10 protein-coding genes are annotated in these 14,048 nt (G+C 64.8%); 7 read left to right on the forward strand and 3 right to left on the reverse strand.

The window, feature by feature from the left end; translation table 11 throughout:
* The first annotated feature begins 31 nt into the window (after positions 1-31).
* Positions 32-1,375 (forward strand): spinster family MFS transporter, encoded by a 1,344-nt coding sequence (locus GEMMAAP_RS06760; protein ID WP_158514761.1) that lies wholly within the window; start codon positions 32-34, stop codon positions 1,373-1,375.
* A 62-nt stretch (positions 1,376-1,437) separates the two neighbouring features.
* Here GEMMAAP_RS06760 and GEMMAAP_RS06765 read toward each other — a convergent pair whose 3' ends face one another.
* Complete coding sequence (locus tag GEMMAAP_RS06765) at positions 1,438-2,760, reverse strand: threonine/serine exporter family protein (protein WP_053334349.1); 1,323 nt, start codon at positions 2,758-2,760, stop codon at positions 1,438-1,440.
* A gap of 111 nt (positions 2,761-2,871) precedes the next feature.
* Here GEMMAAP_RS06765 and GEMMAAP_RS20920 point away from each other — a divergent pair, with 111 nt between their 5' ends.
* The 4 genes from GEMMAAP_RS20920 (at position 2,872) to GEMMAAP_RS06785 (ending at position 8,912) form a co-directional block, all read left to right on the forward strand.
* A complete protein-coding gene (locus GEMMAAP_RS20920) occupies positions 2,872-3,402 on the forward strand; it encodes an FKBP-type peptidyl-prolyl cis-trans isomerase (RefSeq protein WP_238588191.1) in 531 nt (176 codons plus the stop codon).
* Complete coding sequence (locus GEMMAAP_RS06775; RefSeq protein WP_082821126.1) at positions 3,402-5,009, forward strand: N-acyl-D-amino-acid deacylase family protein; 1,608 nt, start codon at positions 3,402-3,404, stop codon at positions 5,007-5,009. The genes GEMMAAP_RS20920 and GEMMAAP_RS06775 overlap by 1 nt, the downstream gene beginning before the upstream one ends.
* Positions 5,010-5,113: 104 nt before the next feature.
* Complete coding sequence (locus GEMMAAP_RS06780) at positions 5,114-7,183, forward strand: S9 family peptidase (RefSeq protein ID WP_026850357.1); 2,070 nt, start codon at positions 5,114-5,116, stop codon at positions 7,181-7,183.
* Between the two features lie 121 nt (positions 7,184-7,304).
* A complete protein-coding gene (locus tag GEMMAAP_RS06785) occupies positions 7,305-8,912 on the forward strand; it encodes a YifB family Mg chelatase-like AAA ATPase (protein ID WP_053334450.1) in 1,608 nt (535 codons plus the stop codon).
* 62 nt (positions 8,913-8,974) lie between these two features.
* On the opposite strand, the gene GEMMAAP_RS06790 is transcribed toward GEMMAAP_RS06785, so the two are convergent.
* Entirely contained in the window at positions 8,975-10,339 is a 1,365-nt protein-coding gene (locus GEMMAAP_RS06790) for a methyl-accepting chemotaxis protein (protein WP_026850358.1), read from the reverse strand.
* A 385-nt stretch (positions 10,340-10,724) separates the two neighbouring features.
* Positions 10,725-11,726 (reverse strand): hypothetical protein, encoded by a 1,002-nt coding sequence (locus tag GEMMAAP_RS06795; protein ID WP_026850359.1) that lies wholly within the window; start codon positions 11,724-11,726, stop codon positions 10,725-10,727.
* A gap of 98 nt (positions 11,727-11,824) precedes the next feature.
* Between GEMMAAP_RS06795 and GEMMAAP_RS06800 the strand changes: the two genes are divergently transcribed.
* Together GEMMAAP_RS06800 and GEMMAAP_RS06805 are read left to right on the forward strand one after the other, a co-directional pair.
* A complete protein-coding gene (locus GEMMAAP_RS06800; protein WP_043581344.1) occupies positions 11,825-12,676 on the forward strand; it encodes a hypothetical protein in 852 nt (283 codons plus the stop codon).
* Positions 12,673-14,043, forward strand: coding sequence for a sigma-54-dependent transcriptional regulator (locus tag GEMMAAP_RS06805; protein WP_026850361.1), 1,371 nt, complete (start codon positions 12,673-12,675; stop codon positions 14,041-14,043). Before GEMMAAP_RS06800 ends, GEMMAAP_RS06805 begins: the two co-directional genes overlap by 4 nt.
* Positions 14,044-14,048 lie beyond the last annotated feature (5 nt).

Consider the following 14,048-nt stretch of genomic DNA (forward strand, 5'->3'; position numbering starts at 1 on the left):
ATTTGTGGGAGTCGCCCGTCAGCTTACAAGCGTGACACATTCTTCTGCCTCCGAGAACGCCGCCCCGCGGGTGACCCCGGCGCAGGCGTGGTATGCTGTCGCCGTCCTCACCGTGGCCAACGTGTCCGGTTTTGTGGACCGGCAGATTCTGTCGCTGCTGGTGGGACCCATCAAACGCGATCTTGGCATTACCGATACGCAGGTCAGTCTGTTGGCCGGGTTGGGGTTCGTCCTCTTCTACTCGGTGTTGGGATTACCCATTGGGCGCTGGGTTGATCGCGGACTCCGTCCACGCATTGTGGCCATTGGCGTGGCCGTGTGGAGCGTCATGACGGTGTGCACGGGGGTTGCCCGCTCGTTCGGACAACTCTTTGCGGCGCGCATTGGCGTGGGCGTTGGAGAAGCCACGCTTGGACCGGCAGCGGTGTCCATTATTGCTGACCATTTTCCACGCAAGCAGCTCGGCACAGCCATGAGTACCTACATGGTAGGGACGTTTGCCGGATCGGGCGTCGCGTATGCACTTGGGGCGTACGTGGTGGGGCGTGTGGACAAGCCGGGGCTGATTGAGTTGCCTCTGGTGGGCGCCGTCTATCCGTGGCAGACGGTATTCTTCTGGGTGGGATTGCCCGGGCTCCTCATTGCGCTGCTGGCGCTCACCATTCGTGAGCCCCGGAAACAGGCAACGCCAGCACAGGCTGCAAACAACGACGTGCCGTTTGCAGAGGTCATGCAATACGTACGGCGCAACGTGCGCACGATTGGCGCCATCTCGTTTGGCTTTGCGGCATCGGCGAGTGTCAACTACGCCATCGGCTTCTGGCTGGCCACGTTTCTCATTCGCACGCACGGGTGGACGGTGCAGCAGGCCGGGACATTGCAAGGCATTCTCACCTTTACCATTGGCCCATTTGGCGTGATGCTGGGCGGTCGCCTGAACGATGCGTGGGCCCGCAAAGGACACGTTGATGCACCGCTGCGGGTGGGGATCCTGGGCGCCGTCGCCATGCTGATCTGTGCCGGGTTGTATCCGGTGGTTCCCTCGGTGGCACTGGTCGTCGGGTTGCTCGTTCCGGTGAACGTATTTGCCGCCATGCCCTGGGGCGCCGCCAACGCCGCCATCGCGGAAGCCATGCCGCCACGCATGCGCGGACAGGGGAGCGCGATCTACCAGCTGGTGGTGAACCTTGTCTCCGGTGCCCTCGGACCTACGGCCGTCGCGCTGCTCACTGATAAGGTCTTCGGCGATCCGTTGGCACTCCGCTGGAGTCTGGCCATCACCACGGTGGTTGGGATGACCATCGCAGCCACACTGCTCATGTGGGGACGCGCGGGGTTCATAAAGACGGTACAGGACGTACAGCAAGCGTCCTGAAACTGCCCACGGCCATCGGTGTGGCTGCCGTCTGCCGTCTTGTCTTTTGCCGGCCCCACCGGTCAGCTCCGGATTCTCCCCTTCGCCCGCGTCACCACATTGCCCGCCAGCAACCCGGCCGCGAGCGAAATGCCCACAATGGCCACGCGGAAACCGGTCTGGATTCCGGTCTCCACTTCCTGGCCGAGCAGCGACGTCATGCTGCGAAAGCCAATACTGCCGGGCACCAGGATGAGCAGTCCGGGCACCTGCGTGACCATCGCCACTCCGCGACGGGCCCGTGCCAACAGGGTGCTGCCGGCGCTCACCACGAAGGCGCCAAGGAACGCGCCGAGTTCTTCGCCAACGGCGGCGCCGGCCAGCTTGCTGGTGACATAGGCGGCGGCACAGGCCATCACAATGAGCGGCGCGTCCGTGGGACGCGCACTCAAGAGCACCGTGAAGGCCAGTGGCGCCACCACCAGCCCAGCCCATTCAGCCCACACCGGCAACACCGAGCGTGGCAGTGCGCCGGCGAGCATGGGAAACACATCGCGCAGCGCCTCGCCCGCCACCCCGCCGGCTTTGGCACCCAAGGCCAGTCCAAATCCCAGGCCAAGGAACGTGACAATGGCCCCGCTCAATCGCGCGGTGCCCGAGGCAAGGTGACGCGTAGACAGCTCGGTAAGCGCCACGGTAAACGTGAGCCCCGGCAGCAATACGGCCAGCCCGGCCAGCGACGTGGCGTACCCGGTGCGCGTACGCAGCACCCCGTCCAGCGTGAAGGCCAGCGCACTGACGACGAAGGCCGCCAGTGGTTCGGTGACATGGCGGGTGTTCTCGCTGCGCGAGGCAAGGATGGAGGTGATGGCCGTAACGAGACCAAGGAGCGACGCCACCAGGACATCACCTGCCCGGACCTTCAGAAAGCAGGCAATGGCCGCCGACGACAGCACGAACGCCACCATCACCAGCCATTCGGGATAGACGGGCGGTTGCGCGTCCATGACCTCAATGCGCCGCAGCCCTTCGGCCGGCGTGATCTCGCCGTCCATGACCTGACGGGTGATGGCTCCCAGTTGGGAAAGGTGCCCCAGATTGGGTTGCCCGGGCTCAACCCGTAGCAGGTGGACCCGCTGCTGTTCGAGATCGCCGATGCCCACCATAATGCTGGTGGGGGTGGAGAAAAACTCCGCCTGCACGCCCAGTTGCTGGGCCAGGACGGAGAGGGTGGCTTCGAGTCGATGAGCCGGTGTGCCGTGCTGGTGTAACTGGCGGGCCAACTGCAGGATGAATCGCCGCGCCGCGGCAAACTCCGCCGACTCCACCGCGCCGGTCGGGGGCCGGCGGTCGAGGGGAACCAGTTCGAGGGCGTCCGCCGGTGGCGTGGGTCGCAAAACACTCATGGTGAGTGAGCGTACATGGAACCGGACGTCCCGCGCAACGGGAAACCGGATATCTTTAAGAGGTTATGAGCGTCGCCGGGTGACTTTCCGGCGAGCCGTGTTGTTCACCGGATGCCCGCCGCATCCGTCCGCTTCTTCAGCCGTCAGGACATGTCGCTACTTCAGTCGCTCCGCTCGTTTGCTCGTCGCGTTACGCCCATGATCGGGGCGGTGGCGTTGATGTCTGCTTGCAGTACCGCCGAAAGTACGGCCCCAAACATTCCATCCAATCCCGCCGTGGAAACGTACGCGTCTGCAACTGGGGTGGTCATCGCGCAGATGACCAAGGTCAACGAAAACCTTTACGTCCGCGATGCGCTGGTCGGTACCGGCGCCGAAGCGGTGGCTGGCAGGCGTATTTCCGTGGCGTACAAGGGCATGCTCACCAACGGGCAGGTGTTTGACCAGGGCACCATTTCCTTCAATCTCGGCGTCGGCGAAGTGATTCCGGGATGGGATCAGGGTGTGGTCGGCATGAAGGTGGGTGGCTCACGCAAGCTGGTTATCGGCTCCAACCTCGCCTACGGTAACCGCGGCGCGGGTGGTGCCATTCCGCCCAACGCGACGTTGGTGTTCGACGTGACACTGAACGGAGTGCAGTGATGCGCGCCTTCTGGCGCCTGGGACTACCCGTCGGCCTTCTGGCCGGCGGGTTTTTCTTTGCCCGTACCGAGCTGCCGGCGCGTACCCAGGGCGTGGACCTGCTCATCGTGAACGGGACTGTGATTGACGGTACCAACACGCCGGGGCGCGTGGCTGATGTTGCGGTGCGCGGCGACCGCATTGTGGCGGTGGGCGCCAATCTGTCGCGCGCCGGTGCCACGCGCATTGTGGACGCCACGGGTAAAGTGGTCTCACCGGGCTTCATTGACCTGCACGCGCATCTTGAGCCACTGCTTGATATGCCGCTCATGGAAAGCGCGATGCGGCAAGGCGTCACGTTTGCACTGGGCGGCCCCGATGGCGGCTCGCCGCTGCCGCTGGCCCCGTACATGGACAGCGTGCGTACGGCGAAGCCGGGCATCAACGTGGGCTACCTCGTTGGGCACAACGATATCCGGCGCAGTGTGCTGGGCATGGCCGCGCGCGCACCCAACGCCGCCGAACTGGCGCGCATGAAGCAGCTGGTGGCACAGGCCATGGGGCAGGGCGCCTTTGGGTTGAGCACCGGATTGCTGTATCTGCCGGGTACGTACTCACATGTGGACGAGGTGATTGCGTTGTCGCAGAGTGCCGCCGACAGTGGTGGCATTTACACGTCGCACTTGCGCAAGGAAGGCATCGGCCTGCTCGATGGTGTGGGTGAGGCGCTGGAGATTGGCCGACGCGCGAAAATCCCCGTGGTCCTCACACACCACAAGGCCGTGGGGCAGCAGATGTGGGGCAAGAGTGTGCTTACGCTGGCCATGGTGGACAGCGCGCGCAAAGCGGGTACCGATGTCATGATCGATCAGTATCCGTACACCGCCACGCATACCAACCTTGGTGTACTGGTGCCAAGCTGGGCCATGGCGGGTGGCGACGCCGAGTTCCGTCAGCGTCTGGCGGTGCCGGCGCTCAAGGACAGCATTACGCGCGGCATCATCTTCAACATCTTGAACGATCGTGGCGGCGGCGATCTGGCGCGTGTGCAGTTCTCTCGTGTGAACTGGGACAAGACCCTGGAAGGCAAAACGCTCAAGGACTGGGCCGCGCGGCGCAACCTTGCACCAACGCCCGAGAACGGCGCGCAACTGGTGCTCGACGCAATGCTCAAGGGCGGTGCCAACGCCATCTATCATGTGCTCGACGAAGGCGATGTGCGACGCATCATGGCGTCGCCGTTCATGATGGTGGCCAGCGATGGACGCTTGTCGCGCCCCGGTGATGGTCATCCGCACCCGCGCGCGTATGGCACCTTCCCGCGCGTGCTGGGCGAGTATGTGCGTAACCAAAAGCTGCTGTCGCTGGAGTTGGCCATTCACAAAATGACCCAGATGCCGGCGCAGCGGCTGCGCCTGACCGACCGTGGGGTCATCAAGGCGGGCGCCGTGGCCGATCTGGTGGTGTTCGACGCCAACACCGTGAAGGATCAGGCCACCTTTACCGAACCGCACCAGTATCCCACGGGCATTGAGACGGTGATCGTGAATGGCACGATGGCGGTGGAGCGTGGGAAAGCCACCGGCGCCCGGGCCGGGCGGGTGGTGTTGCGGCAGGCGCGAAAGTAGGGGCCGGGGGCGAGCGAATCGCCCCCGAACACGGGCGCCAAACTGGCGCCCGCGCTCGCGGCCGGCATATTCGGCGGAGTCCATCAACCGACCGCCGAGGGTTTATGCGTAAAGGCTTGCTGGGGGCGACCGTTGTCGCCCTGTTCGTGCCGTGTGTCATGGTCGCGCAACCGCGCGGCCTCGACGATACCGATATCATGCGCCTCAAAGCGGTGGGCGGCGTTGCGCTGTCGCCCGACGGCGCCAAGGTGCTGTACACCATTTCCGCCTGGGAGCATCCGGCGGCACGAGGCGACACGGCGTTGGGTGACCGCCACGAGCGCCGGTCTCACGTGTGGCTCGTTCCGGCCGCAGGCGGCACGCCGCGCCAGCTCACCTATGGTGAGCGCGGTGAATCGCAACCCAGCTGGTCTCCCGATGGCAGTACCATTGCGTTTGTTACCGCGCGAGGTGCCGGCACTGGTGACGATGCGCCGCGCCCGCAGTTGTGGATCTTGCCTGCCGATGGCGGTGAAGCGCGGCAACTCACCACCGCGCGCGACGGCGTGTCCGGGTATGCGTGGTCACCCGACGGATCACACATCGCGTTCTTGACGACCGATACGCTCACGCGCGAGCAGGAAGCCAAGCGCCGTCGCCGCGATGATCCGCAGGTGTACGAAGGCGACTTCCGGCTGAGCCACATCTGGGTGGTGCAGATCGCCAGTGGCAAGGCCACCAAGGTCACAAGCGGCGCCTTCACCGTGAGCGGCGCTCCCAGCTGGTCGCCGGATGCCAAGCGGCTGGCCTTTGCGGCGTCGCCCACGCCCATGATTCGGGACGAACGGCGCGACGCGTACGTGGCCGATGTCGCCACGCAAACGATTGAGCGCATTACCACCACGAACGATGTGGAGGGGACGCCGCAGTTTTCTCCCGACGGCAAACTGCTCGCGTACGCCATGTTGCCGCACGAATTTGTGCCGCACAAGGACGGCATCATGCCACGCACGCTGCGCAATGCCAAGCTGGTGACCTACGATCTCGCCACGCGCACGCTCACCAATCTCGGCCGTCCCGACTTTGACGTGAGTGCCGGCCAGCCGCGTTGGTCGCCCGATGGCAAGGAGTTGTGGTTTACCGCGAGTGATCGGGTGTATCAGTCGCTGTACGCCTACGACTTTGCCATGCGCAATTACGTCAAGCGGTCTCGCAATGCACTGGTGGGTGGCCTCTCGTCCAGCAAGGATGGGCGGACCCTGGCACTCACTCTGGATGCGGCCGACATGCCCGCCGAGGTGTATGTGCAGCAGGGGGCGGAGTGGGCGCCGCGCCGCATTACGACCACCAACGGCTGGCTGGCCGAACGCACGCTGGGCAAGAGCGAAGTGCTGACGTGGAAGTCGAAGGATGGCAAGGAAGTCGAAGGGGTGCTGCTGTATCCGGTAGGCTACCAGCCGGGTACCAAGGTGCCGCTGGTGGTGTCGGCGCACGGCGGCCCGACTGGGGCGCACACGAATGGCTTCAAGGGAGGCACGAGCCCTGGCCAAACGTATGCAGCGCGCGGGTGGGCCGTGCTGTATCCCAACCCGCGCGGTTCCACCGGCTATGGCGAGTGGTGGATGCACGCCAACACCAACGATTGGGGCGGTGGCGACTACCGCGACATCATGACCGGTGTGGACGCGGTCATTGCGCGTGGCATCGCCGACTCCAGCAAGATGGCTTTCGAAGGGTGGAGCTACGGCGGGTACATGACCAGCTGGGTGGTGTCGCAGACCGGGCGCTTCAAGTCGGCCATGATGGGCGCCGGGTTGCCGTCGCTGCTCAGCATGGCCGGTACGACCGACATTCCGGGGTACATCAATACGTTCTTCGGGCAGCCGCAGTACGACGGGTCCATTGTAAACGCCAACATCCGCAAGTATCTGGAGCGGTCGGGCATTTCGTATAGCGACAAGGTCACTACGCCGCTGCTCATTCTGCACGGCGGCAACGATGAGCGGGTGCCCATTGGGCAGCCCATGGAGTTCTATCGGGCGCTCAAGGACCGCGGCAAGACCACCGAGCTGGTGTTCTACCCGCGCGAAGGGCATGGGCTCTCGGAGTACTACCACCAGCTCGACCGCATGAAGCGCGAGTACGAGTGGCTGGCGAAGTTCACGCTGGGGCAGGGGACGCGAACGGCGATGTAGTACCAGGGCATTGGGGCGGCGGAGTGATCTCCGCCGCCCCATGTGTTTATACGCGTTGAAAGGGTGATGCGCGCGCGATTCTGATGACATGCGCGTGCGATGGCGGCGATACCATATGTCCATGCTCGCCGCCGCCCCTTCCGCCGCCGTTCTTGGCATCGACGCCCTTGACGTGCTCGTCGAGGTGCATGTAGCCAATGGGCTACCTCAATGGACGCTGGTGGGCTTGGCCGCGACGGCGGTGAAAGAGAGCCGCGACCGTGTACACGCGGCGCTGGCCAATAGCGGGTTCAGTGTACCGCCCCGACGGGTCACAGTCTCCTTGCAACCCGGAGATCTGCCCAAGACCGGGACGGCATACGACCTCCCCATCGCCCTCGCGCTGCTCGCGGCCAGCGGTCAGTTGCCACCCGAGTGTTTACTCGACACCTGCGCAGTGGGCGAACTGGGATTGGATGGTCAACTACGCGCAGTGCGTGGGGTGCTTGCTGTGGCGCGGCACGTGGCGGCGACCAGCAACGCCCTGCTCATTGTGCCGCCGGAAAATCTGGCCGAAGCCATGCGGGTGCCCAATGCGCGGGCCACTGCGCCCCGTACGCTGGGGGAGCTGGTGAACGCCTTGCGTGATGGCACCGCGCGGGCCGATCGCCCGACACGACACGTGGTTGCCGCCACACACGACGTGCCGGATCTCTCTGATGTCGTAGGGCAGGAGTTTGCCGCACGTGCGCTCGAAATCGCGGCGGCGGGCGCACATAACTTGTTGCTCGTGGGCCCACCAGGCGCCGGCAAAACCATGCTCGCGCGACGACTGCCTGGCATCTTGCCACCGCTCGACGAACAGGAAGCGCTTGAAGTGCTGGCCATTCACTCCGTGGCCGGCCTGCTGGGTCCCGCCGACCAACAGCTGCTCAGCCACGCCAGACCATTTCGCGCCCCGCACCACTCCATCTCAACCGCCGGGCTGGTGGGCGGCGGCGGGTGGCCGCGTCCCGGTGAGGTGAGTCTCGCGCATCACGGGGTACTCTTTCTCGACGAACTCTCGCTCTTCCCGCGGCACACGTTGGAAGCGCTCCGACAACCGCTTGAAGATGGCAGTGTGGTGGTGGCCCGCGCCGCGCGAGCCATGCGCTTTCCGTCGCGCTTTGCGTTGGTGGCGGCCAGTAACCCGTGCCCCTGCGGCTACGCCGGGTGTGAGGATAAACCATGCCGCTGTTCCGTGGCCGATCTCGAACGGCATCGCACGCGGCTGTCGGGTCCGCTGGCCGATCGCATTGATCTGCATGTGCACGTGCAACGCGTTCCCCCGGCGGCGCTGGCCGAACACGGGGCGCACGCGCCCGCCGAACGCTTAGCCACGGTGCGTGAACGGGTGCTACGCGCCCGCGAGCGACAGCGGGCCCGATACGCGCACACCGCCACCGCGCAGGCGGGCACTCACGCCGCGATGGCCGGAGTCAACAATGCGTCGGCGCCCACGCGCCTGATCGCCCCTGCTGCGCGCCTCGAACCGGCGGCCCGCGCTCTGCTCGTGCGCGCTGCCGACAAGCTGTCGCTCTCCGCGCGTTCGTATCACCGCGTGCTGCGCGTAGCGCGCACCATTGCCGATCTCGATGACCTGGAAGTCGTGACCAGCACGCACATTGGCGAGGCGCTGCGCTTCCGGCCAATCAACAGTACGCACGAGGAGGGTGCCTCCCACGGGATGCTCCAGGCCGGCGTGGAATAGCCTCCTGGAACGCCGGCTGACAAACCTGCCCGTTTCGCCAAAAGCGTCCCTGAACCGTCTCGTCAGGCCGCCCGACTGGAGCTGATGCTGCTGCCGTGCCGGTGCAAACGATTGGCCATTTCATCAAGTTGCGCTGCCTGTCCCACCAGTTCCGTCGCGGCGGCGGCGCCTTCCTCGGCGTGGCTCGCCACCCGTTGTGTGCCGGAGGTTACCTCGATCAATTGCGCATTCATGCGTTCGAGCGAGGATTGCTGTTGACGCAGTTCGGTGGTCGCAACGTCCATGCCGGCTGCGGTTGCCGCCACCGCGTCGTTGACCTGTTGCACGACCGTATCCGTGGATGTCGCCAGCGCGTGACAGCGATTCGTGGCCGATACCACTGCTGAAACGGTATCGGCCGTTTGCCGGGCCGCTTCCGATGAGCGCAGCGCCAAGGCTCCAACTTCATCGGCGACAACCGCGAAGCCCCGACCGGCGTCGCCAGCCCGCGCGGCTTCAACCGCCGCGTTGAGAGCGAGCAGACGCGTCTGAAACGCAATCTCATCAATCGTGCGCACGATGCGTGCCGCCTCTCCGGCGGCACGGGTAGCCTCAACGGTGGTTGAGAGAAGCGTCCGCACCTGCATGCCACCCGTATCGAGTTGCGCCGACGCGTCGATAGTCCGTTCCCGCACGTGTTCCACCTGCTTCCGGATCCCATTGGCGTTGGCGGTTGCCTGTTGCAGCGCAACCGCAAATGTGTCTACGGCAGCCGCCTGGGCCGTGCTGTCCAACGCTAGGTCGGTGCCCGCTGCTTCGAGTTGCTCACCGGCGTTGCGTACCTCGTCGGCCGCGGCACGCACTTCTGCGGCGGTTTCCGTGAGCGCAGCGGCGCAACGATTTACAGAACCTGCCAGTTCGCCGAACGCGCCGGGACGCGAAGCGTCCATGCGTGCTGACAGGTCCCCGCGCGACACGGCATCCAGTACGCGTTGCGTGTCCGTCAGCGGAGTGCGTACGCTACGTACAATGTCATCAAGTGCTTCGCGCAAGTCGGCAAAAACACCATATGACAGGCTGGTTGCAGGGCGGTCGCCAAGGTCTCCGCTTGCGGTGGAACGAGCACGGTGCGTGGCATCGGCCACCACATGGGCCAAGGTGTTCTGCAGCGATGTCATCGAGGCGACCAGTCGATCCTCCTCACCACGGACAGCGATGTTGCCATTCACGTCTCCACGGGCGAGACGCGTCGCGGCATCCGCGACACCCCGCTCGGCGTCGCGCAGCGCGACCATGGCAAGTGCGATACGCTGCACCTCGTCCTCTTTCGGCGGTTCGGCGATGTCGATATCCAGATTGCCGCAGGCAAGGGCCTTCGCATTATCCGCCAGGACGGTGAGCGGTTGCATCGCTCGGCGCAGCAACACGTGAATCACAACCCCGATCATGACCACACACGCGAGGCACGCCAGGCCGATGATAACGGTAAGCTGATTCGCCGAGGCGAACAGGTCGGCCGTTACCCGCGGAGCAACGTCCGCTGGGAGGAGACTGGACAGTTCCTTGGCGCGCGCCGCGGCATCATTCCGAAGGGCAGCAGCAACGGCTCCCGCGGCCAGAAAGACCGCGGGTATAGCTCCGAGCGTGATTTGTCGGGTTGTTCGGCTAGCAAGTGTAGTGGCCATATTCCATCGCGCCCGTGGCAATGTGCACAAATCCCTCCTGAAGCAGTATCGGCGCGCTTGAACGATTCTGAAGTTCAGAACATCAACTGGCCATGGGCCGAAGGGTAGCTGGTGCGTTCCAGGCTTTCGGGCGCCAGGATCTGCTCACTTACTCGTACCGAATGAACACCACATCGGAGATGCGCCCGGCGGAGGTTGTGGTGCGAGAGAGCGGCGCGATGCTCAGTTTGGTGACCGGTCCCGACCCCTGCAGGCGCAAAAGGTACTCCGTCATCTGATTCAGGTGGTCAAACTCAATGCTCAAATGCCAGCCGCCCTCCGTTGGGCCAACGCCACGCAGCTGCATTCCCGGTACCAGCGCCGCTGCGGCGCGCTTGCGCACCAGCTCCTTTTCCGGATCGGGCGGGCCGTTTTCCGCGAGTTGCTCCTCCTGCCACATGCGGGCGTCTTGCGCCCGCTGACGCTCCGCCGAGGGTTCTGCCGTCGCCCATTCGAGCGCTGCCACCTGTTCCGCCATCGTTCGCTTCCGTTCCCGCGCCACCGGAGGCGGTCGATCCGGATCGAACTTTTCCGTCATGGTCCAGATTGAGCGTGTTTCAAAGGTGCCGGGCAATGGAATCCCCTTGCAGCCGTCACCGCACCACACGGTAAACTCGGCGTAGTCCGTAAAGTCGAGTCGGGCCACCAGATCCCCGTCTTCATTAGGAGCGATTCTGACGGCGTGGCGCTTCGGATAGAAGTCGTCGGTGCGGACTTCCGCGTCCCAGAGGCTCGGCGCTCGACTATCACCAAAGCGCAGCCAGCCATCCCCACAGAAATAGTCACCTGACCACTCGCTGCCTTTCTGCAGCCTCCCCGTCTGCTTTACGCTATCGCGGAATACCGACGTTACCGTGAGCCCCGAATCCGCCGCGCCGCTCAGCTCAAAGTAGGCCAATGGCTCCTCCATGCTGTCCTCCGTGTCGCGATGCTTGGCCATCAGCACGGTGATGGGGTCGTAGGAGGCAAAATAGCGGCCGGCGACATTGGGGCAGAGCGAGTCGCTGGCCAGCACCAGGTCGGGCCACCCGCGAGGCATCCCCTTGGTGGGGCCGCAGGCCGTGACCGCGACCGCCAGCGTGACCAGCGCAGAGATCCAGAGAAAGGACATATCCACAGGACGACCTACGGAGACTGCCGTTGCAGTTCGGCCCGCCGTAGCTTCCTCTGAACCTCCCCCTCCCTGTTCTCCCCTCCTGGCCAATCCCTGTGGGCTGTCTTTCCCGAATCGGATGCGCGGTCGTCCTCGTTGCCGGTGCTGCTGCCGGTTACTGGCTGTACGGTGATCGCCTGCCGTCGGTCCTTTCCCGTGCGGCCAGCGGTGCGGCCGACAAGGTGACCGACGCCGCCGTGCGCACCAGCGAACGGCTGGACAGTCAGGAAGGGGCGCGCATTGCCGCCGAGGAGGAGGCGCGGCGCCGTGCGGCGCGTGAGGCGCGGGATAAGGAGTTGGGGTGGGTCACGGTGAACGCCGACAATCCCGTGGTCCCCAAGGGCAATCCCCTGGCGCCACTGCGGCGAAAGTCGGGGCCCGCCTATGTGTCGCTGACCGCCGCCCAGGTGGCCGGCTTCCTGGCGCCGTTGCTCAAACAGTTGCCGCCCTCAGCGTCCACCGCGCAGCTGGCGCTCGATGGCGATCAATTGCTGGTGCGCACGTCGGTGTCGCTGAGCGACTTTACCGGGCAAACCGCCATTGGCTCGGTGTTGGGCAAAGCACTGGTGGGTGAAGACACGTTGTTCCTGGCCGGGCCACTGGAACCGGTGCGCCCGGGGCTGGCCCAGTTCCAGATCCGGGAGTTGCGCCTCAAGGGCATTGATGTGCCCACGCGGGTCATCCCGGGCATTGTGCGTAGCCTTCGCGCGGCTGCCGGACAGAACGCCAAGGGGGAACGCGCGGCGCGCCCGGCGGTAGACAGTGCAGATAGCGCAGGGCGTGGGGCCGATGGGGTGGCGCTGAATGCCCTGCCGGTGCCACTGCCCAGTACGGTGAGCGATGTGCGCGTCGTGAACGGCAAGCTCACGTTGTATCGCGCCACTTCTCCTGCTACCCGGAAACAATGAGCCGTCGCATTCTCGTCATTGACGACGAACCCGGAATCCGTCAGGCCCTCGGGCAGTTGCTGGAGTACGAAGGGTTTGAAGTAAAGACCGCCAGCGGCGGGGCCGAGGGGATCAGTCTGTACGACAGCTACCGGCCGCAGCTGGTATTTCTCGATGTGAAGATGGCCGGGCTGGATGGGTTGGAAGTGCTGAAGCGGTTGCGGCAGGCCGACCCCACAGCCACGGTCGTGATGATCAGCGGGCACGCCACCATTCAAACGGCGGTGGAAGCCACGCAGCTGGGCGCCTACGACATTCTCGAGAAGCCGCTCGACACCGACCGGGTGCTGGTGCTGCTGCGCAATGCGTTCGAGAACCGGCTGCTCAGTGAAGAGAACGCGCGGCTGCGTGAGACGATCGAGTCGCGCTACGAAATTGTGGGGCGCTCGTTTGGCATTCGCGCGCTGCTCGAGCGCATTGACAAGGTGGCCGCCACGCCGGCCCGGGTGTTGATCACCGGAGAAAACGGCACCGGCAAGGAGCTGGTGGCGCGCGCCATTCATCGCGGGTCCCCGCGCGCCAAGAAGCCGTTCGTTGAAGTGAACTGCGCCGCCATCCCCAGTGAGCTCATCGAGAGTGAACTGTTTGGCCACATGAAGGGGTCGTTCACCGGGGCCATTGCCGATCGTCCCGGACGGTTCGAGCAGGCGGATGGCGGTACGCTCTTTCTCGACGAAATCGGGGATATGTCGGCCAGTGCCCAGGCCAAGGTGCTGCGTGTGCTGCAGGATGGGGTGGTCACGCGCATTGGCGGCAGCAAGCCGGTGCAGGTGGATGTGCGCGTGCTCGCCGCCACCAACAAGAATCTCGAAGACGAAATTGCTGCCGGTCGATTTCGAGAAGATCTGTACTATCGCTTGAACGTGGTCCCGATCACGGTCCCGGCCCTGCGGGAGCGTCGCGAAGACATCCCGCTGCTCATCGTGCATTTCCTGCAGCAACTGGCGGCTCGTGACGGATTGCCGGCGCGTGGCATCAGCGAGGACGCGCTGCGGCGGTTGCAGGAGCTCGAGTGGCAAGGCAACGTGCGCGAGCTGCGCAACACGGTGGAGCGACTGGTCATTCTGGCCAGTCACGCCACCATTGGCGCGCCCGATGTAGAGCGGCTGGTGGGGCGTCGCAGTGCCGAATCACCCGGATTGGGCGGGTTGCTCGATATTGCCACCTTCGAGGAGTTCAAGCAGGCCGCCGAACGGGCGTATCTGCTGGCTAAGCTGCGTACCTTTGATTGGAACGTGTCGGAGACCGCGCGCGCCCTCGATATGCCCCGGTCGAATCTCTACAAGAAGATCGAACGTTATGCCCTGCAGCGGGAAACGGTGGAATAGGAGAG

Origin of the sequence: Gemmatimonas phototrophica (assembly GCF_000695095.2) — a bacterium.
GTDB classification, from domain to species: Bacteria; Gemmatimonadota; Gemmatimonadetes; order Gemmatimonadales; family Gemmatimonadaceae; genus Gemmatimonas; species Gemmatimonas phototrophica.

Coding starts and splice junctions, on each gene's coding strand:
- GEMMAAP_RS06775 (WP_082821126.1), top strand. CDS start 3,402: ATGCGCGCCTTCTGGCGCCTGGGACTACCCGTCGGCCTTCTGGCCGGC.
- GEMMAAP_RS06805 (WP_026850361.1), top strand. CDS start 12,673: ATGAGCCGTCGCATTCTCGTCATTGACGACGAACCCGGAATCCGTCAG.
- GEMMAAP_RS06765 (WP_053334349.1), bottom strand. CDS start 2,760: ATGAGTGTTTTGCGACCCACGCCACCGGCGGACGCCCTCGAACTGGTT.
- GEMMAAP_RS06790 (WP_026850358.1), bottom strand. CDS start 10,339: ATGATCGGGGTTGTGATTCACGTGTTGCTGCGCCGAGCGATGCAACCG.
- GEMMAAP_RS06795 (WP_026850359.1), bottom strand. CDS start 11,726: ATGTCCTTTCTCTGGATCTCTGCGCTGGTCACGCTGGCGGTCGCGGTC.
- GEMMAAP_RS06785 (WP_053334450.1), top strand. CDS start 7,305: ATGCTCGCCGCCGCCCCTTCCGCCGCCGTTCTTGGCATCGACGCCCTT.
- GEMMAAP_RS20920 (WP_238588191.1), top strand. CDS start 2,872: ATGCCCGCCGCATCCGTCCGCTTCTTCAGCCGTCAGGACATGTCGCTA.
- GEMMAAP_RS06780 (WP_026850357.1), top strand. CDS start 5,114: ATGCGTAAAGGCTTGCTGGGGGCGACCGTTGTCGCCCTGTTCGTGCCG.